This window comes from Terrabacter sp. Soil811 (genome assembly GCF_001429655.1).
GTDB lineage: Bacteria > Actinomycetota > Actinomycetes > Actinomycetales > Dermatophilaceae > Terrabacter.
The window spans coordinates 492,848-512,352 of sequence record NZ_LMSX01000007.1 but is presented as its reverse complement, the minus strand read 5'-3'; the positions used below and the strand labels follow the sequence as shown (position 1 = coordinate 512,352).

Sequence of the window (19,505 nt, the reverse complement as noted above, 5' to 3'; positions counted from 1 at the left end):
CCGATGCTCCCGCTCGCCTCACCCGCGCTCGTGCCGTTCACGACGGCGCACTTCGTGCTGGCCATCGACGGGCTCGCGTCCGTCAGCTTCAGCAAGTGCACCGGGCTCGCGGGTGAGGTCGCCGTCGAGGAGTACCAGGAGGGCGGCGAGAACCGCTTCGCCCATCGCTTCCCGACGCGGGCGTCCTTCCCCAACCTCGTCCTCAACCAGGGCGCCGGCCCGCTCCAGGAGCTGTGGGACTGGTTCTACGAGTTCCACGTCACGGGCGTCGTCACCCCGCGGGACGGGACCGTCGTGCTCATGAGCACCGTCGAGGGCGCCCTCGCCCCGGTCCGCGTGTGGGCCTTCACGCGCGGGTGGCCGGTCAAGCTCACCGGCCCCGACCTCGATGCCCAGAGCTCGGCCGTCGCCGTCGAGGCCGTCGAGATCGCCCACCACGGGCTCGTCCTCAAGAAGGTGGTCTGAGTGCCCGTCGTCATCGGGGAGATCGTCACCGAGGTCGTCGTCGCGCCGAGGACGGATGCCGCCGGGCCCGCCCCCGATGCGTCGCTCGACGACGCGGCCATGGAGGCCCTCGTGCGCCGCGCCGTCGAGCGCGTCCTCGAGGTGCTGCGGCGGGAGTGGGACCGATGAACCTCACCGCCACCCAGCTGACGAAGCTGACCATCGACGCGTACGCCGACCTCACGTTCGAGCAGCCCACCGGGCTGCGCTGGCAGGCGCTGCTCAACCCGACCGAGCTGTCCTTCTCGCGCAAGAACCTCTACCAGGCGTCGCAGTCGGCGGGCACGTCCGCGCCGCAGCAGTCCTTCAGCGGCGGCGAGCCCGACCAGGTGCAGATCGACCTGCTGCTCGACGGCACCGGGGTGGTCGGCGAGGCCGGGGGCATCGGTGAGCTGCTCGACGCGCTCCTCGCGCTGACGAAGTTCCAGGGCGACACGCACCAGCCCTACTACGTGCACTGCTACTGGGGGCGGTTCAGCTTCCGGGGGATCCTCACCCAGGCCGACGTGACGTACAAGCTCTTCGACCGGGCGGGTGAACCGCTGCGCGCGACGGTCAAGCTCTCGCTCAAGGAGGCACTGTCACCGCAGGAGGTCGCTGCCGAGGACCGGCCGGCCTCGCCCGACCTCTACCAGACGTGGCTCGTCAAGGACGGCGACGCCCTCGACGCCATCGCGGCCCGGGTCTACGGCGACCCGGCCTTCTGGCGCCCGCTCGCGGCGGCCAACCGGTTGGCGAACCCGCGCGGCCTCACCACCGGACAGCTGCTCCTGCTCCCGCCTCTGGGGACGACCCGATGACCGCGCCGACGACCCAGCGCGATCGACCGGCCTTCGAGGTCCGGGTCGGCGGGACGGCGCTCGAGCCGATCGTCGCGGCCGACGTCGTCGAGCTCGAGGTGCACGAGGAGGTCGGCCGGCACGGACGGCTCACGCTCCTCGTCCAGAACTGGGACGCCGACCAGCGCGCTGTGCGGCACAGCGACGACGGGCCGTTCACCCCCGGAGCGGGCATCGCGGTCTCCCTCGGCTACCACTCGGACCTCACCGAGGTCTTCGACGGCGTCATCGCCTCGCTGACGACGCACTTCCCGAGCGGCAGCCCGCCGGTCCTACGGGTCGAGGGCCGGTCGCGGTCCGTCCTCATGGACCACCCGCCGCGGTCGCGCCAGCTCGCCGACGTCACCGATGCCGACATCGCCTCCGCCGTCGCCGCCGACTACTCGCTCGAGACCGATGCGGCGGACGGCGTCACGCACCCCTTCTGGGCCAGTGACCGGGTCAGCGACTGGGACGCCCTGACCCGCCGGGCCGGCGAGCTCGGCTGGGTCGTCTTCGTCCGGGGCACGAAGCTCGTGCTGCGGCCGCCGTCGGCCGCGCAGGACCCGCTCGAGCTCGACTGGACCCGGTCGCTCGTCGAGCTGCACCTCACCGAGGACCTGACCCTGGCCATCGACACCGCGGTCGGGGTCGGCTGGGACGTCGACGCCGCCGAGGCGACCGAGAGCGAGCAGAGCGCGAGCGCGGCCGACCTCGACGTCGGTGACCGGCAGACGCACTCGGCCGCCGTCGGCGACGCCGGCTGGCCGCTGCGCGCCGAGCGCGTGGAGTCCGACGCGATCGGGGCCGCCGACGAGGCCGATGCGAGAGCCGTTGCCGCCCAACGACGCTCCGCGCTCGGGCACATCCACGGAACCGGCGTCGTGCAGGGCGAGCCAGGGCTGCGCTGCGACGGCTGGCTCTCCATCGCCGGCGTCGGACGACGGATGTCCGGACCGCACTACGTCACGGCTGCACGCCACCGGCTCTCGGCCCAGGGCTACGTCACCGAGTTCCAGGTGGGCTCGCCGCCACGGCTCGTTCCCCGCGCGGGGGGCGACGTCGGGTCGGCCCGGTCGGGCGACCTCGGACCGGCCCTCGGGCTCGGCGTCGTCGAGGCGCTCGACGACCCGGCCTCCCTCAACCGCGTCAAGGTGCGCCTGCCGTGGCGCAGCGACGGCGGCGACGGCGTCTGGGCCCGTCTCTCGAACGTAGACGCGGGCGACGGCTACGGAGCGGTCATCGTGCCGGCGGTGGGACAGGAGGTGCTCGTCGGCTTCGTCGGCGGCGACCCCGCACACCCCGTCGTCCTCGGCTCGCTCTACAACGGCAGCCAGCAGCCACCCTTCAGCGTCGACCCGGACACGAACGCCGTGCGGGCCCTCGTCTCGCCGGACCAGCACACCGTCCGCCTCGAGGACGGGGACGCGAGCGCGGTCACCGTCAAGACCGGCAAGGGGCACTCGATCGTGCTGTCCGACAAGGACTCCGAGGTCGTCATCACCCACAAGGACAGCGGCAACGCGATCCGGCTGTCGGCCGACGGCATCGAGCTGACCGCGGCGCAGGGCGACATCACCCTCTCGTCGTCGTCCGGGACCATCTCGCTCGACTCGCTCAAGCTCGCGGCCAAGGCGTCGGGCCCGTCGAGCATCGAGAGCTCGGCGACCCTCGACGTCAAGGCCTCGGGATCCCTGGGGCTCAAGGGGTCCCTCGTGACCATCAACTAGACGAGCACTCATCACCGTCACATCACCGTCACACCAGCGACCAGCCAAGGAGGAGGAGACATGCCGGGGGCAGCACGCGTCGGTGACACCACCGCGCACGGGGGCACGGTCGTCGGACCGGGCGTCGCCACCGTGCTCATCGCCGGGATGCCTGCCGCCGTCGTCGGCGACATGCACGCCTGCGTCATCCCGCCGCCGTCGCACATCCCGGTCAGTCCGTTCGTCGCCGGCTCCGCGACGGTCCTCGTGCAGGGCCGACCCGCGCTGCGCGCCGGTGACGCCTGCGGCTGCGGCGCGTCCGTCGTCGTGGGCAGCCCGACGGTGGTGATCGGATGAGCACCACGGACTACCCGCAGGTCGGCAGCGGCTGGGCGTTCCCACCGCGCTGGGAGCGCTCCGGCGTCGACGCCACCGGTGCAGCCGGGCCCGTCGAGCTCGTGACGAACGACGGCGCCGCGCACGTCGCCGAGGCGCTCGTCCTGCTGCTTCGGACGATGATCGGCAGCCGCGTCATGCGACCTGACCTCGGCGCCGGCGTCGACCGCTACGTCTTCGAGCCGCGCACGTCGGAGGCCTGCCACCGGCTCGCCGACGACGTCCGCCGGGCCCTCGTCCTCGGCGAGCCGCGGGTCATCGTGGACGCCGTCGAGGCGGTGCCGGCCGGCGAGGCCGATGACCGGGTCGACGTCACCATCGAGTTCCGGATCGACCGGCACCGGCGGCCGACGAGTCTCGTCGTGCCCTTCTACCTGGCCGGTGCGTCATGACCGCTGGAGGGCGCACCCCCGAGCAGGTCGCCGCTGCGATGGCCGCCGCGGCGCGCCTGACGCCCTACGACACCGCCGGGACCTGGGCCGACGTGCTCTTCGCGACCGACGCCGACGGCGTGACGGCGCCCGCGCCGGCAGGTGCCCCCGACCGCGAGCTGCTCGCTGCCGTCGCCGCCGAGTACGCCGCCCTCGACGAGCACCTCGCGACGTTGCCGGAACGCACCCGCCGGACGTGGCTCGAGGACCTGCTCGGCATCGGCCGGCTCCCCGCGCTGCCCGACCGCGTCATCGCGCACGCGACCGTCGACCCCAAGGCGGCGCCTGCGGTGCTGCCCCCGGGCACGCCGCTGCGCGGCGGCAAGGATGCCTTCGGCAACGAGCGCCGCTACGTCACCCTCGACGCCCTGACGGCGCACGGCGCGGCCCTCACCGGGGTGCGGTCCTTCGCGCCCGGCGACCCCGTGCGCGCGCACGGGGTCGCGGCGGCGGCCCCGGACTTCCCGCTGCGACCCTCGGCCGGACCGGAGGCCACGCACTCCCTGCGGATCCACTCGCCGGCGCTGTCCTTCGAGGGCGGTGACCTGACCGCCGAGGTGGCCTTCACGGGAGCGGCCGGCGCCGAGGGCCTGTCTGCGCTCGTGTGGCGCTGGTCGCGGGCCGACGGCACGACGAGCGGGACGACGGGCGGCACCGTGTCCGGGTCAACCGTCACGGTCACGCTGACCGGTGACTGCGGTGCGCCCGACGGCGAGACCCCGTGGATCGAAGGCGTCGTCACGTCGGGGGCGGCAGTGCCCGTGGGCTTCTCGTTCACCGGCGTCACGGTCCGCGTGACGGACCGGACGGCATACGTCCCCGAGGCGGCCTTCTACAACGACGGCGCGGTCGACGTCACCAAGGAGTTCCAGCCGTTCGGGGCCGTCGCGAAGCGCGGCGACGCGTTCTACGTGCGCTCGGACGAGGCGTTCGGCAAGGCGCTCGCGACCGTCGAGGTCGCGGTGCAGGTCATGCAGGAGGGCGGGGCGCCGCTCTCGTCGTCGGCGGGTGGCACGGGCATCCCCGTGTGGCTCGCGGAGAACCTCAAGACCCAGCTGATCAGCATCAAGAACGCGCTCGGGTCGCAGTACGCCTCGGTCGAGACGCAGTGGACGTCGATCTACGGCTCCGTCTCGACGGCGACGACCCCGTCGGTCGTGTGGCAGCGCCGCGAGGACGGCGCGTGGAAGCCGGTCGGCTCCGCGTCGTCGAGCTTCGGCACGCTGTCGGCGACGGTGAGCGGGTCGGCCGTGGCGTCCGAGACCTTCGCGGTCGCCGGCCAGCCCGGGAACTACCTCCGGGCCTTCCTCGCGCAGGGCGACTTCGGCTGGACCGACTACCAGGCCAAGGTCGCCGACTTCGCGACCCGGGCCGTGGCGGGCACGGGTCCGAAGCCCACGATGCCGCCCGTGCCGGTGCCGCCGATCGCGTCGGCCGTGACGGTGCGCTACACGACGACTCCCGTCGAGGCCACGCTCGTCGAGTCGAGCAGTGGCTGGCGGCGTCAGGGCCGCGTCGGCGGGGCAGCCGGTCGCTTCACGCCGTTCCGGCTCGTCGTGTCCGACCTCGGCGCGACGGCCATGGTCGCCATCGGGCTCGAGCTGCCCGACGCCGCCCTCGGGTCGAGCGTCTCGCTCTACCTCGACGTCGACTCCGCCTCGCCGTGCGGCAGCTCCGACACGGTCGTGGCCTCCTGGCAGTTCTGGGACGGCACGACGTGGGCGCCGCTCGCGGTCGCCGACGGCTCGCACGAGCTCCGCGAGGCGGGTCTGCTCCGCTTCGTCGCCCCGCGCACGTGGGCCGTCGGCTGCGACGACCTGTCGGCCGACACCGGTCGCTGGGTGCGGATCGAGACCGACCAGCCGGAACGTCTGGGCGTGCTGCTCGCCGTGGTCGTCGACGCCGTCGTGGCCGAGTTCGTCTCCCGGGCGGCCGATCCCGGCCTCGACCCCAGCTCGGCGGAAGCCCTCCCGGTGGGCGCGATCAAGGGCACGCTCGCGCCGGTCCCCGGCGTCAAGAAGGTCACCAACCTCGCGTCCGTGCGCGGCCGTGCGCCCGAGACGGACGCCGACTACCTCGCGCGTGCCTCGGCGCGGGTGCGCCACCGCGACCGGGCCCTGACCCCGTGGGACCTCGAGCAGCACGTCGCGCTCGCGCTCCCCGAGGTGGCCGCCGTGCTGTGCCTGCCGCACACCGGCAGCGACGGGCTGCGCGCGCCCGGCCACGTCGGCCTCGTCGTCGTGCCGGACCGTCCGCTCGACGTCGCGCCCCGGCCGTCCGTGAGCCTCGCGGGCCGGGTCGTGGGCCTCGTGCAGCCCCGCGCGCCGATCGGCGCCATGCTCCACGTGCTCTGCCCTGACTACCGTCCCGTCACCGTCGTCGCGTCGATCCGGCTGCGCGCGGGCGTGGCGGCGCTCACGGGCACCCAGGCGATCACCGCGGCCCTCGAGCGGGTGCTGCACCCGACGGGAACCGTGCCCGTCCGCTGGGGCCGCGACCTCTACGCCTCTACCCTCATCGCCGTCCTCGAACGGCAGCCCGACGTCGACGTCGTCCTCGACTTCGCCCTGCACGACGGCTCGGGCGGACCTGTCGAGGTCGTCACCGTCGACCCGTGCCGCGGGCTCTACTGCTCGTCCGGCGACCACCACCTCTCGTGCGAGGAGCAACTGTGAGTCCCAGAGCGGGCACCGGGCCGTCCACCCGGCAGACCACGCCGATCACGCGCTTCGTGCCCGTCGCTCCCGACGCGGACTGGGAGACCGTGCGGGCCCGGATGGTCGACCACCTCACCGCGACGGCGACGCCCGAGTGGACCGACCACAACGCGGCCGACCCCGGCATCACCCTGCTCGAGGTCCTCGCCTACGGGCTCGCCGACCTGCACTACCGGACCGCCGCGCACCGCCTCGACGACTGGCCGCTCGAGGTGCGCGCCTGGGACGCCGACGCCGGGCGGCACTGGGACGCAACGCTCCCCGCCGGACGATGGGACCCCGAGGCCGACCCCTCCGACCCGGCGCTCGCCGCCACCGACCTCGCGCCGCTGTCGGCCCTGGCCGACGTCCTCGCCGCACCGGCGACCTCCGCGACGGTGCTCGAACCTCTCGTCCGTGCGTGCCGGTCGCGAGCCGACGCGGTCGCCCTGCTGTCGGCCGAGCCGTGGGCGAGCGCCGTCCGGGCCGCCGACCGTCCGGCGATGGTGGCGCTGATGCGCGCCCGGCTCGTGCGCCAGGTCGCGCAGGAGCAGGCCGGCGTCGTCGCGTCCGCCGTGACGGCCGCGCAGGCCGCCGCGGTCGCTGCCGCCCCGCGGCGCGCCGACCCCGACGCGCCAGTCGACGTCCCGGCCATCGATGCCGCGGCGTCCGCTGAGCTCGCCTGGTCCCTGCCGCTGTGGGACGAGGAGGTCGTCGCCCTCGTGCGCCGTGAGCGGCGGAGACGGTCGCGCGAGGTCCTCACCGACGGCCTCGACCTCGTCCGCGCGACGACGGCCGACACCCTCGCGGCGACGCGCTCCGCCCTCACCCTCGCGGGACTCGACGCCGACGAGGTGACGTATGCCGTCGCGGCCGCCCCGCAGGCGGCGGGCCTGCTCCCCGAGGACCTCGAGGACGAGCAGGGCCGCTCGCTCGTCTGGCCACCGCACCCGGTGCAGGCCCTGACGTGCGAGCCGGTGACCGCCGACGACTACGCCCGGCGGGCGCGGGCCCACCCGGACGTCGTGCGTGCCTGGACGGTCAAGGGCCGTTTGCCCGGCATCGCGTGGAACGGGCTGCCCACCGGCGCCATCGCGTCCGTCGCCGTCGACGAGCACGCCGCCGCGCTGACGCTCGTCGTCGAGAGCCGCACCGAGCCCACCACGCCCGCGCGCCGTGACGCCTTGCTGCGCGACGTCCTCACGACGGCCATCGGACCCGAGGCGGGCGCACCCTTCCCCGACTGGCGCGACGACGTCGACGACCTCGAGCCGCGACGCGTCGTCTGCGACGAGGTGGGCGCGAGCCTCCTCGACCGGGCACCCGTCCTCGTCCAGGCGACTCTCGTCACCGAGGTCGGCGCCAACCGCGAGGCCGTCGTCGACGACGCCCGGGCCCGGATCGCCGCCTTCCTCGAGCGCGGTCGACCGGAGACGTTCGCCCCCACCCCGGCGCCGGTCGTCGACGGCCCCTGGCCCCGCCACGACCAGCCCACCCTCGGCTGGGTGCCGGGGGAGCCGGTGCGCTTCACCGAGGTCGTCGAGGCGATCGTCGGCAACCCGCTCGTCCGCGGCGTCGAGGACCTCGCCATGAAGGTCGACGGAGAGCCCGACTTCCTCGCGGCGAGTTACGGCTACCTGCCGATCCCGCGCAACGCGGTGCCCCGGCTCGCCGACGCCCGCTGCATCCGGGTGCGCTTCTCGCTGACGAGCCGGTGCGGCGATGCGTAGCCCGTGGCCGGCGGGCCCCAGCACCGCACCCGCGCGCGGGCCCGACCACACCCGTCTCGCGTCTCAACTGCCCGCCGTCTACCAGGAGGACGAGGCCTCGTTCGCCCAGGTCGACGCCTACCTCGGCCTCGCCGACGAGCTGAGCCATGCGGTCGTCGAGCACCTCGAGGACCTGCTCACGGCCCTCGGGCCCGACGCGACGCTGCGCTGGCCCGCCGACCTGCCCCTCGACGCAGGGGCCGAGGCCCTCGTCGCGCACCACCTCGAGACCTACGACGAGGTCGCGCGGTGGGCGAGCGTCACCTTCCCGACGAGCTGGCCGGGCACGGAGCGTGGCCTCCAGCAGCGCCGCGAGCTCCTCGCCCGCTGCACGAGGCTGTGGCGCCGCCGCGGCACGCCGCGTGGCTTCCTCAGCTGGTTCTGCCTGTGGTTCGACCTTCCCGCGGCCGGCCGGCCCTACCTGCTCGAGCACTTCAAGGCACCGGGCGCCGGCCTCACCGCCGAGCCCTGGACCGCGACCCTCTTCGTCCCGACGAGCGTGCCCGTGCCGAGCACCGGTGACCCGTCGACGGCGAAGGGCTTCGTCGACTGGGAGCGGCGCGAGGAGGCGGTCGACTTCGTGCGGCGCTACGCCCCCGCGCACGTCGACCTGCGTGTCTGCTTCACCGACCCTGCGGTCTTCACCGACCTCGCGGTGCTCGCGTCCCCGCCGACGCTCCCGGCCACGCCCACGGCGGACGAGGTGACGGCATACGCCATCGCCGTCCAGCAGCAGCAGGCCGACCTCAACGCGCTCCTGTGCTCCGTCGTGTCGGTCGTGAGCCACGCGAGCGGCATCCACCTCTACGCGTGCATCGACGCCGGGCGAGGCATCGACCGCCTCGGCGTCGGCCTCCTGCCGACCGATTCGACGACGTGAGTCCCGAAGGGAAACCAGCGATGGCAGACAACCAGTACCCCGTCTTCGTGGACGGCCAGACCCTCACCGAGGCCGAGCTCAACGACCTCAGGGACTTCCTCCACCAGCGCGACCGCCTCGTCGGGCGCCTGGTCGGCTTCGGCGTCAACGCCGGGCTCGGGGGCACGGTCTCGACGCCGACGACCTTGGCGGTCGGGCCCGGGCTCGCGATCGACCAGCGCGGTGAGCCGCTGCTCCTCGGGGTGGAGCAGACGCTGCCCCTGCCGCCCGTCGCCGAGTCGGTGACCTATGACTTCGTCGATGCCACGGCCGAAGGGTTCAGCGTCGTCCTCGAGTCCACCGACGCGATCGAGCCCACCCCGGACTGCGGCGAGTCGGGCTGCGCCGGGCACGCCGAGCTGCACACGCGTGGGGTCGCGCTGCGTGTCGTCGCCGGTCGGGTGACCGGCACGCGGATGGACTTCGCGGCCGAGCCGCTGCTCAGCGTCGAGCCGATCCGGCTCGCGCTCGACTCGTCGCCGATCAACTCCTACCCGACCCTGCGCAACGCCATCGCCGCCCGGCTGACGAACGGCACCTCGCCCCTCGTCGACCCCACCCTCATCGCCAGGCTCCAGGCCACGTCGATCGCGAGCACGGACACGGCAGGCATCCGGGGCTACAAGTGCGGCTGGCTCAACATGGTGCTCTTCGCGACCCTCGACCTGCTGCGGGTCCGCGCCCTGCTGGCCCTCACGTGGGACCGCGACACGACGCGACCGGGTGTCGTCCTCGGCTCGGTGCACCAGGTGGCGGGCGTGTGGGTCTTCGACTGCGCCTACCGGCACGCGTGGGAGCCGCCGCGGGGGTTCACCGAGGCCTTCCTCGGCGGGTCGTGCACCGACCCGGCGGGTGCCTTCCGCGACGAGGTCGAGGCGCTCCTCGCCGGCTACGCGCCGCCCGACCCGGCACCGGTCGGCGATCCCAAGCCGCCCATCGCCTGCCCCGTCGGCTCCATCCGCGTCGGCGACCGGTGCGTCAAGATCGTCTTCCCGCCCAAGGAGATTCCCGACAAGTGGCGGCACACGTGGGTCTTCGACCCGCGCGAGCCGGTCTGGAACCCGCCGATCAAGACGTGGGAGCGGCCCGACGTCGTCTACGAGCGGCAGCCCATCGACGTGCTCGGCGAGCAGGAGTTCCCGCTCACCGACTTCCTCGGCCACGACGCGAACGACGTCAGGACGGTGCTCGGCGGCTTCATCACGGGGCAGGGAGCCATCGCCGATGTCCGCGTCATGTCGGCCGGGGACGTCATGACCCTCGACGGCTACGCGCCCGCCGGTGGCTTCGCGGCCTCGGACTCCGTCGTGCTCGGCACCGACGCGAACGGCGTCGTCGTCTCGACGGGCCGCGTCCCGACGGTGCAGAACGTCCGGACCGTGGGGTCGGCGCTGCCGGCGGCCGTGGGCGCCGCGACCGAGGCGATGGCGGCGGCGACCGAGCTGCGCGGCCTGTCGACCGGTTTCGAGACCCGCCTCGGCCAGCTCGACCAGTCGGTCGCCGGGCTCGGCGGCTCGATCTCGACGCTCCAGACCGACTTCACGTCGTTCCGCGGCAGCTTCGACGCGGTGACCATCACGAACCGCCTCGGCGACCTCGAGTCCGGCATCAAGCGGATCGACACGGTGCAGAACCAGATCGACGTCCTCGCCGGCAAGGTCGAGGTCATCTCGAAGTTCGGCGACGGCATCAAGCTCGACCCGAAGGTCGGTGGCGGCGGCGTCATCGCCATCGACCCGAACATCGGCACGCACGTCGGCGGCGGCGTCATCGGCGGCCCCGGCGGCGGGGGAGTGATCAGCGGTCCGGGCGTCGGTGGGATCGGTGGGATCGGCGGGATCGGCGGGATCGGCGGCGTCGTCGTCAAGCCGTCCGGGCAGGTCGACCGCGAGCTGGCCCAAGGGGTCGCCGACTTCGCGCGCACGACCGTGGACGCGCTGCGGTCGCTGCCCAACCCGCGCAACCGCAGCTTCAGCAGGTATGCCGCCGCGGCCGACCGCGCCCACGCCGCGCTCGCGCAGGCGGTGGCGCCACCGGACACGCCAGAGGAGGCGGTCGAGACGCTCGAACCCGCCGCCCTGACGGCGGCGACGCTCGAGGTCCTCGGCACGCTCCGGACCCTCGTCAAGGCCGCGGGCGTCCCGAAGGACGTCGGTCGGCAGCTCGACGCGCAGCTGCGTGACCTCGGGGGCCTGGTGCCGTGACCGACGTGGCCGTCGACGTGCTGCGCCTGCGCGGGCCGGGCGCGCCACGACTCGCGCGCGTCGCGGCCACGACGCTGCCTGCGGCCCTGGACCGGGCCCTGGCCGACGTCGGCGACGTCCGTCTCGAGCACGTGGCCGTGACGCTCGACCTGTCCGTCGACGACTACGACGACGAGACGCTCGCGGTGTTGTGGGCCGAGGCGATCCGCACGCAGCTGCTCGCCGACGGAGGCGGGCGTCGCGACGTCGTCGCGCCGGGTGGCGATGCGGACGCGTCCCGGGGGCCGGGCTCCTGGCCGTCGCCGGTCGACGTCGCCACCGCGGCGCGGCTCTGGACGGCAACGGCCGGTCCGCGTCCCGCAGCGCTTCCCTCCGCCGTGCTCGCCCTCGCCGACCCCCAGGTGGCGGCGTCGGCCCGCCCGCGGCTCGGCGACGCTGAGTGGAGAGCCCTGGTCGCCACGATCGAGAGGGCCCTTGCGCCGCAGGCACGTTCAGGCCCTGCAGCCGCGGCGGACACGACGCCGTCACGGTCCCTGTCGGACCCGGCCCAGCCGCCTGACGCACCTGCGCCGGACGACGCGTCGACCGGCGACGCACCGACGCCGGTGGCCGTGGCGCCCGCGACGACGCCGCGCCCCGTCCGTGAGGCCGAGGTGCTCGCCTGGCTCGCGGCCGTCGCCCAGGTCGCGCCCGAGGGCGGTGCGCCTGTCGTGCTCGCCGACCTGACCCGGGCGGCCGGCCTCGTGCTGCTCTACCCGTGGCTCGCCGACCACTGCCGTCGTGCCGAGGCGCTGCATCCCCGGCTCGACCCGGTCGACGTGCGCGAGCTGGCGCTCGCCGCCGTCGTCGATCCCGACGACCCGACGCTCGCCGACGACCCGCTCGTCCGCCTCCTCGCCGGGCGGGCACCCGGCGTCGGCGTCGAGCCCCGAGCACGTATGCCGCTCAGCGGAGCCCGCGAGATCGCCGAGTCCGCGGACGGCGTGCTCGCCGGCTTCGCGGGGCTGCTGCCGGGCTTCGAGCGGTCGAGCGAGCCCTTCGTGCGGGCGTCCTGGATCGTGCGCGCCGGACTGCTCGACACCGACCGCGACCCGGTGCTGCTCACCGCCGCGACCCACCCGCTCGACGTGCTCCTGCCGCGCCTGCCCTTCCCGGTCGGCCTGCTCAAGCTGCCGTGGTCCCCGCCGGTCACCGTGAGGTTCCGGTGAGAGCCGGGCCCGAGCCGCTGTCCGGGACCTCCCGGTCCGCGGGCGCGTCGCCGGAGGTCGCCGAGCTGCGGGCGGCCTTCGAGATCCTCGACGCGCTCGTGGCCGTGCGCATCGAGGAGCGGCGGGGTGGCCCCGCCGGGCGACCGCTCGGCCTCGAGGGCGACGGTGAGGGCCTGCCGTCGCTCGACCGCTTCGCCGGAGTGGGTCCGCTCGCCGAGCTCGTCACGCTCACCGGACTGTCCGCCGCCGAGGCGGTCATCCTCGTGGCCGCGGTCGCACCTCACGCCGACGAGCGCTTCGCCGTGCGCTACGGCGCCCTCACGGATCGCCCGTCCGTCGTCGGCCTGACCGGCGAGGTGGCCCGCACCCTCGTCGCCCGGTCGTTCCGCGGGCGGCTCGACGCCACCGTCCTGCTCTCGTCGCAGGGCCGGCTGCGCGCGCAGGGGCTGCTGTCCCTCGACCCGCCCGGCGACCTGTCCGGGGCGCTGCGTCCCGACCCGTCGCTCGTGGCCTGGCTGCTCGGCCTCCCCGCCGAGGTGCCCGTCGCGTCGTCGGACTTCCCGGCGCGCCCGCTCACGACCGTCCACACGCTGGCCGACGTCGTCCTGCCCGCCGCCGCTCGCACTCGCGTCGACGACCTCGCGGCCCGGATCACCCAGCGTGACACCGTCGTCGACGACTGGGGCTTCGGCGCCCACCACGACAATGCCAGCGGTCTCATCGCCCTCTTCCACGGGCCGCCGGGCACCGGGAAGACGATGACGGCCGCGGCGCTGGCAGCGTCGGCCGGCCTCCCGGCATACCTCGTCGACCTCTCGGCGCTCGTGTCGAAGTACATCGGGGAGACGGAGAAGGCCCTCGCCAAGGTCTTCGAGCGGGCGGCGCGCGAGCGGTGCGTCCTCGTCTTCGACGAGGCGGACGCCGTCTTCGGGGCGCGCACCGAGGTCGGCGACGCACACGACCGCTACGCCAACCAGGAGGTGTCCTACCTGCTGTCCCGGGTCGAGCAGCACCCCGGCATCGTCGTCCTCACCTCCAACCTGCTCGCCAACATCGACACGGCCTTCCAGCGGCGCATCCACGTCATGGTCGAGTTCCCCGAGCCCGGGCCGGGTGAGCGCGAGCGGCTCTGGGCCGCAGTGGCCCCCGCGTCGCTGCCGATGGATCCGGCGATCGACCTGCGCGACCTCGCGCGCCGCTTCCCCCTGACCGGCGCGCAGATCCGAGACGCGACGCTCGATGCGGCCTACCTCGCCGCGTCGAACGGTCGGGTCGTCACGACCGCGCACCTGCTCGACGGCATCCGTCGCCAGTTCGAGAAGGCGGGGCGGACGGTGCCGCGGTGAGCACGCCGGTCACGACCCGGGCGGGACCGGGTCCCGGCCCGGACGCCGAGCGGGCCGGGGCCGGTTCGACGCGGTCGCCGCGGGATGCCGTGGCGCCGCGGTCACCGACCGGGGACGGCGCTCCCGTGCTCGGGACCGTGCCGCGACCTGCCGGTGGTGGCGCCGAGGCAGCCGTCGTCGTGCTCGACCCGGCCACGACCGCCGGCGGCCTGTCGGCCGTGCAGGCCGAGTGGGGCGTCGACGGTGGCGCGGTGGTGCTCAGCGGACGGGGGCCCTTCACCGAGCTGACGGGGCACGCAGGCTTCCGGTCCGACGGGTCGCTCGACGGCAGCGTCGAGATGCGCGCGCGGGTGGGGCTGCTGGGCCTGAACCTCGGTGAGGCGACCTGGCGCGTCGAGGGCTGGGCGCCCGAGCAGCCCCTGGCGGGCCCGGCCGTGACGCTCCGCGGGACGACGCTCGGCGTCGACCTGCGACCCCTCCCGGCGGAGGCCGGCTGGTCGGCGCCCGAGGGCGTCGACGCGCCCCGGAGCGGTGCGCAGGCGACGATCCACCTGCCGGGCGACGCCACACCGCCGGGACTTCCACTCACGCCTCGCGTGGCCGAGGTCTACCGGGGACTGCTCGGCGTCGACGTCAGCGGCATCCGTGTCCACCTGGACTCCCCCGTCGCAGGCGCGCCCGCGTTCGTCACCGACGCCGACCTCTTCCTCGCGCCCGGCGTCTACGGCGTCGACAGCCCCGAGATGCTCGCCGTGCTCGACGCCGCGATCAGGGCCGCGCTGGGCGGCCTCTTCGGCGCCGTCACCGGAGAGTCCGCACCCCTCGTGCCACCCGCCCCGCCCACCCCGGCGGCACCCCCGGCCGACACGACCGTGGTGCCGGCCACCGTCCCGGAGCCCGCCTCGCCGAGCACGGTCGCCGAAGGGGCGGCCGCGCGCACGGGTGAGGCGCCCGCGACCGGTGAGACCGCGGAGCAGGCCACCGCGGCGGTGGCCGGGGCGGGTGCGGCGGGCGCCGACGCAGGGACCGCGGCGGACGGCATACCCGGCGGTGGCGCGGGGGAGCCGACGGCGGAGGGGGAGGCTGCCCCGGCGGTGGTCGAGCTGATCATGCCCGAGCCGCCCACGACCCTGACCCCCGCGGCCACGGCTCGCGGAGGGTCTGTGGCCGGGGGAGCGCGGAGCGCGGCCGGCGCGGCGCGCGACCTGCCCACGGCCGACGCCAACGTCGCCGACTCCCGCGGGGCCGTCACCGAGCCGGCTGCGGAGACCGCGGCCCGCGCCCGGGAGGAGCTCGCCGCCGAGCTCGGCGAGCGGCCCGCTCCGAGCCCCGAGATCGTTGCCCTCTGCGAGCGCATCCGGACGGCGATCCGCGAGAACCGGCCCGAGGACGAGGACCAGCTCCTCGAGACCGACCCCACCCACGAGGCCCAGGCGGCCGGTGCCACGATCACGGGTTCCGTGGAGACGCAGACCGCGGAGGTGGGCAGCAGCTACGACGCGATGGGCTCACCTCCCGCGGGGACGCCCGCGCTCACCCCGACCCCGATCGCCGCCCCCTCGCCGACGTCCCCGGGGATGGGCGTCGACGCCGCGGGTGCCGCCCCTGACCCGATCCCGCCGGAGAACACCTCACTCGACGCCGATGTCGCCGCCACCGACCAGCGCATCGCCGACGCGGGCATCGACACCCGGGTCACGCAGGAGATCCCGGACGGACCGTTTGCCGAGGCGCGCGCGGCGCGGGGCGAGCTCGGGGAGGCTGCGGCGCGGACGCCGCAGCAGATCCAGGCCGAGCAGCAGCAGGCCATCGACACCGCGCAGGGCGACATGGCGGCGCTGCAGCAGCAGGCGGTCGCTGCGATGCGGGCGTCGCGGTCCGGCACCGTCGGCGCCGTCGGTGGCGCGCAGGGTGGCATGGTCACCTCCGAGGAGCAGACCCGCGAGTCGGTCTCGGCCCGCGCCCAAGGCATCTACGACCAGGCGCAGACGCAGGTCAACGCCCTGCTCGAGCCGCTGAGCCGCACCGCGATCGCCCGCTGGGACGCCGGCCTCGCCCGGCTCTCGCAGGACTTCCACGACACGCTCGACCGGGTCAAGCGCTGGATCGACGACCGGCACTCCGGCGTCGGTGGCGCGATCCTCGCCGTCGGCGACTACATCGGCGGCCTGCCCGACTGGGTGACGGACGAGTACAACCGCGCCGAGCGCGAGTTCGGCGACGGCGTCTGCACCCTGCTCACCGACATCTCGAGCGACGTCAACGGCGTCGTCGCCGCAGCGCAGGCCGTCATCAACCACGCGCGCGACGACATCGACACGGCCTTCCGGGCCATGGAGGCGGAGTTCCCCGAGTGGGCGGCGCAGGAGCGGGCGCGGTTCTCCGGCATGCTCGACGGCCTCAGCCAAAGAGTCACCGACGCCCAGACGAGCTTCGTGCGTGACGTGTCGCAGCGAGCCGTCCAGGCGGTCAACGAGGTGCACGCCGAGGCACAGGCCCGCCGGGACGAGGCCGGCGGCCTCATCGGTCGGGTCGTCGCGGCCATCGAGGAGTTCATCGACGACCCGGTCCGCGCCATCATCAACGGTCTGCTGCGTCTCGTCGGGATCCCGCCGGCAGCCTTCTGGGCATTGATCGCCCGCATCGAGCAGGTCATCTCCGACATCGCCGACGACCCCGAGATCTTCATCAACAACCTCGTCGCCGGCGTCAAGCAGGGCTTCGAGCAGTTCTTCGACCACTTCGGCACCCACGTGCTGCACGGCTTCTGGGACTGGCTCTTCTCCGGGCTCGAGACCCCGATCCCGATGCCGCGCGACTTCTCGGCGCGCTCGCTCTTCTCCTTCGCGCTCCAGCTCATGGGCGTCACGTGGCCGCGCGTCCGCGAGATCCTCGTGCGGCACATCGGGCCCACGGCGGTCGACGTCATCGAGGCCGCCTGGCAGCTCGTCTCGGTCCTCATCGAGCGCGGCCCCGAGGGGCTCGTCGAGCTCGTCAAGGAGCAGCTGACCCCCGAGAACATCGTCACCATGATCCTCGACGCGGCGGTGCAGTACCTCGTCGAGACGCTCATCCAGCAGGTCGTCGTCCGTGTCATCGGGATGCTCAACCCGGTCGGCGCCATCGCCCAGGCCATCGACCTCATCTACCAGGTGTGCTCGTGGATCTTCCGCAACGCGGCGCGGATCTTCCGGTTCGTCGAGGCGATCGTCAACGGGATGGCCGACGTCATCGCCGGCAACATCGGCGGCCTGGCCGCCGCCGTCGAGCGCTCCCTCGCCTCGCTCATCCCGCCCGTCATCGACTTCCTCGCCGGCCTCTGCCACCTCGGTGGGCTGCCCGGCGAGATCGCCGACGTCATCACCCGCATGCAGGCGGTCGTGTATGCCGCGATGGACCGGGTCATCGGCTTCCTCGCCGAGCGCGGGCGGGCGCTGTTGGCGCGCATGGGGATCGGCGGCAACCCGGACGAGGGCGGCCACAACGACGACACCGAGCTCGGCACGACGGTGCGCTTCAGCGCCGCCCACGAGGCGCACCGGCTCTGGTTCGAACGCAACGGCTCGGGCGCGCACCTGATGGTGGCGTCCACCCCGACGACGATCCCGGACCTCATCGTCGAGTGGAACCGCAGGCTGGCCGCCGACGAGCCCTCCGACCCGGATCTTCGCTCCGAGGCCCGCAACCTCATCATCAACCTGCGCGGCGATGCGGCCACGGCCGACGCCGAGGCGAGCCGGCTCGTCGGCCAGTTCGACGCCGCCAGCCGGGACACGACGCACCAGACCGCCGCACCGGACGACAACGCCCTCGAGTCGAGTGAGCGCTCCATCGCGTCGACGCTGGATCGCCTCTTCACGATCTTCGGCGAGGGCGACCGAGCCCAGCAGATCGGCCAGATCCGGGCGTCGCTCCCGGTGAAGGGGCTCGAGCAGACCGGGCTCGTCGTCCAGAGCTGGATGGCTCGGTTCATCGAGCCGACCAGGGCCAAGCCGATCGAGGGCGCCGAAGGGCCGGTCTGGAGTGCGGCCGACTTCACGGCGGATGCGCTCCAGCCCTCGGAAGTGCTCGGCTCCGGCACCAACCACGCCGCCCTGCTGAGCTTCTTCGAGGCCGGCGTCGACCGGCGCGGAGGCGCAGACTCGGATGCGTTCCGGTCCTACGCCTTCGAGAACATGTCGGCACCCCACCCGGTCCGTCGTAGGTTCCTCACCTCGCTCGGGTCACGCACCGCCTCGCAGCTGCGATCCCTCGGCACTGGCCGCCTGACCGGCACGGGTGACAGCGACCTGCTCACCAAGGTCCGGAGCATCCGCTACAGCTCCAGCGGTGGAACGGGGTACGGATCGTTCGAGCCGTGGCCGAGCAACCCTGTCTCGGTCCTCGTCCACGGAGTGGTGACGAGTGCGGGTCCCCTCGAGGCCTTCCGCGCGTTCGTCCAGGGTTTGACCGTGGGAGCCGTGTCCTACGACGAGTTCCGCGCCGAGCTCGAGCGCGACCAGACGGCTCGGACCTGGGTGGCGGGCCAGATCCGCGACGTCCGGGCCGGCCAGCACGAGTGGCTCCCGGTCTCGATCGGCTACGAGGTGCTCCACCACGCGGTCGAGACGAGCCGGCAGGATCTGAGGCAGGCGCTCGGATGGATCTCCCTCCTCGAGTCCCTGCGCAGCCCAACCAACGGGATCCTGTGGCGCATCACGAGGGACCCGATCCTCGTCCAGGGCGGTCCGGTGGAGGAAGGCACCCAGATCGGGGCGCAGGGGCACGTTGCCTCACTCTCACTCGAGCGGTTCAGACTCGTGCAGGACGGACTCACCACTGGGACCGGCGACTTCCACGGCGCCCTGCGCACGTTCTTCCGCCAGAACCGCGGGCTGGAACCGGCTGCCTGGGTCGACGCGCTGCTGGCCCACCTTCCGTCGATCATGTGGACCGGGTCGAACATCGCCATCCCGGGCGAGCTGCGCTCCAGACCGATCGGTGTCTTCTATGCGATGCCGTCCGGGGTGTTCGCGCCCGATCTGACGGTGGCGCAGGTGCAGGCGGAACAGCAGGCCCGGTGGGAAGAGATCCGAGCGGCTTTCCTCGCAGCGAAGGCAGGGATCCGGTGAGCGACGAACCCGACGACACGGCATACGGCCCCGGGACGCGGTGGGTCGCCCAGCGCACCGGGCGCACACCCGAGGAGCTGACGGCGTCACCCGCTGCGGCGGTGGCCGCGGTCGGCGACGCCGTGCGCGAGGTGGCGGCGCTCGCCGCCCGGCTCGAGTCCGAGGACCCCGAGGTCAGGGCCGCGGCGCAGGCGGAGGCCGACGCCCTGCGCCGGCAGGTCGAGACCGAGCCGACCCCGGGGGAGCGGTTCGGCACGCGTGTCGCCCAGGTGCTCCGCGACGCCGGCGAGCGGCTCGACCGGCCACGCAGCTGAGCCCGGCCACGAGGACACAGCAAGCTGCGCCCCGGCGCCGGTCGCACGCGTGGGCAGCCGGCCGAGGCGGAGTCTGCTGC

14 protein-coding genes are annotated in these 19,505 nt (G+C 74.1%); all 14 read left to right on the top strand.

Translation table 11 applies throughout. The features are described 5' to 3' along the window. The first annotated feature begins 3 nt into the window (after positions 1–3). From ASH01_RS09220 to ASH01_RS09160, 14 genes are read left to right on the top strand one after another with little or no spacing between them, the layout of a single operon-like run. Positions 4–465 carry a phage tail protein gene (locus tag ASH01_RS09220; protein WP_056755764.1) on the top strand — a complete coding sequence of 154 codons (462 nt, stop codon included), beginning with the start codon at positions 4–6 and terminating at the stop codon, positions 463–465. Then, a complete protein-coding gene (locus ASH01_RS22935; protein WP_156415510.1) occupies positions 466–633 on the top strand; it encodes a DUF5908 family protein in 168 nt (55 codons plus the stop codon). Continuing rightward, a complete protein-coding gene (locus ASH01_RS09215) occupies positions 630–1,304 on the top strand; it encodes a CIS tube protein (protein ID WP_056774546.1) in 675 nt (224 codons plus the stop codon). The genes ASH01_RS22935 and ASH01_RS09215 overlap by 4 nt, the downstream gene beginning before the upstream one ends. Beyond that, complete coding sequence (locus tag ASH01_RS09210; RefSeq protein ID WP_056774543.1) at positions 1,301–3,052, top strand: phage baseplate assembly protein V; 1,752 nt, start codon at positions 1,301–1,303, stop codon at positions 3,050–3,052. The genes ASH01_RS09215 and ASH01_RS09210 overlap by 4 nt, the downstream gene beginning before the upstream one ends. A gap of 60 nt (positions 3,053–3,112) precedes the next feature. Beyond that, a complete protein-coding gene (locus tag ASH01_RS09205) occupies positions 3,113–3,388 on the top strand; it encodes a PAAR domain-containing protein (RefSeq protein ID WP_056774539.1) in 276 nt (91 codons plus the stop codon). After that, positions 3,385–3,819, top strand: coding sequence for a GPW/gp25 family protein (locus ASH01_RS09200; RefSeq protein WP_056774535.1), 435 nt, complete (start codon positions 3,385–3,387; stop codon positions 3,817–3,819). The genes ASH01_RS09205 and ASH01_RS09200 overlap by 4 nt, the downstream gene beginning before the upstream one ends. Further along, on the top strand, positions 3,816–6,533 hold the full coding sequence (locus ASH01_RS09195) for a baseplate J/gp47 family protein (protein ID WP_056774531.1): 2,718 nt from the start codon (positions 3,816–3,818) through the stop codon (positions 6,531–6,533). The genes ASH01_RS09200 and ASH01_RS09195 overlap by 4 nt, the downstream gene beginning before the upstream one ends. Beyond that, on the top strand, positions 6,530–8,284 hold the full coding sequence (locus tag ASH01_RS09190; protein WP_056774528.1) for a hypothetical protein: 1,755 nt from the start codon (positions 6,530–6,532) through the stop codon (positions 8,282–8,284). Before ASH01_RS09195 ends, ASH01_RS09190 begins: the two co-directional genes overlap by 4 nt. Next, the gene (locus ASH01_RS09185) at positions 8,277–9,203 is read left to right on the top strand and encodes a hypothetical protein (protein WP_056774525.1); all 927 of its coding nucleotides are present in this window, start codon (positions 8,277–8,279) and stop codon (positions 9,201–9,203) included. The genes ASH01_RS09190 and ASH01_RS09185 overlap by 8 nt, the downstream gene beginning before the upstream one ends. Positions 9,204–9,223: 20 nt before the next feature. Then, entirely contained in the window at positions 9,224–11,446 is a 2,223-nt protein-coding gene (locus ASH01_RS23385; protein WP_056774522.1) for a hypothetical protein, read from the top strand. Beyond that, complete coding sequence (locus tag ASH01_RS09175) at positions 11,443–12,654, top strand: contractile injection system tape measure protein (protein WP_056774519.1); 1,212 nt, start codon at positions 11,443–11,445, stop codon at positions 12,652–12,654. Before ASH01_RS23385 ends, ASH01_RS09175 begins: the two co-directional genes overlap by 4 nt. Next, complete coding sequence (locus tag ASH01_RS09170) at positions 12,651–14,000, top strand: ATP-binding protein (protein ID WP_156415509.1); 1,350 nt, start codon at positions 12,651–12,653, stop codon at positions 13,998–14,000. Before ASH01_RS09175 ends, ASH01_RS09170 begins: the two co-directional genes overlap by 4 nt. Then, complete coding sequence (locus ASH01_RS09165; protein WP_056774512.1) at positions 13,997–19,111, top strand: hypothetical protein; 5,115 nt, start codon at positions 13,997–13,999, stop codon at positions 19,109–19,111. The genes ASH01_RS09170 and ASH01_RS09165 overlap by 4 nt, the downstream gene beginning before the upstream one ends. Next, a complete protein-coding gene (locus tag ASH01_RS09160) occupies positions 19,108–19,425 on the top strand; it encodes a hypothetical protein (RefSeq protein ID WP_056774509.1) in 318 nt (105 codons plus the stop codon). The genes ASH01_RS09165 and ASH01_RS09160 overlap by 4 nt, the downstream gene beginning before the upstream one ends. Positions 19,426–19,505 lie beyond the last annotated feature (80 nt).

Coding starts and splice junctions, on each gene's coding strand:
- ASH01_RS09185 (WP_056774525.1), top strand. CDS start 8,277: ATGCGTAGCCCGTGGCCGGCGGGCCCCAGCACCGCACCCGCGCGCGGG.
- ASH01_RS09205 (WP_056774539.1), top strand. CDS start 3,113: ATGCCGGGGGCAGCACGCGTCGGTGACACCACCGCGCACGGGGGCACG.
- ASH01_RS09210 (WP_056774543.1), top strand. CDS start 1,301: ATGACCGCGCCGACGACCCAGCGCGATCGACCGGCCTTCGAGGTCCGG.
- ASH01_RS23385 (WP_056774522.1), top strand. CDS start 9,224: ATGGCAGACAACCAGTACCCCGTCTTCGTGGACGGCCAGACCCTCACC.
- ASH01_RS09200 (WP_056774535.1), top strand. CDS start 3,385: ATGAGCACCACGGACTACCCGCAGGTCGGCAGCGGCTGGGCGTTCCCA.
- ASH01_RS09220 (WP_056755764.1), top strand. CDS start 4: ATGCTCCCGCTCGCCTCACCCGCGCTCGTGCCGTTCACGACGGCGCAC.
- ASH01_RS09215 (WP_056774546.1), top strand. CDS start 630: ATGAACCTCACCGCCACCCAGCTGACGAAGCTGACCATCGACGCGTAC.
- ASH01_RS09195 (WP_056774531.1), top strand. CDS start 3,816: ATGACCGCTGGAGGGCGCACCCCCGAGCAGGTCGCCGCTGCGATGGCC.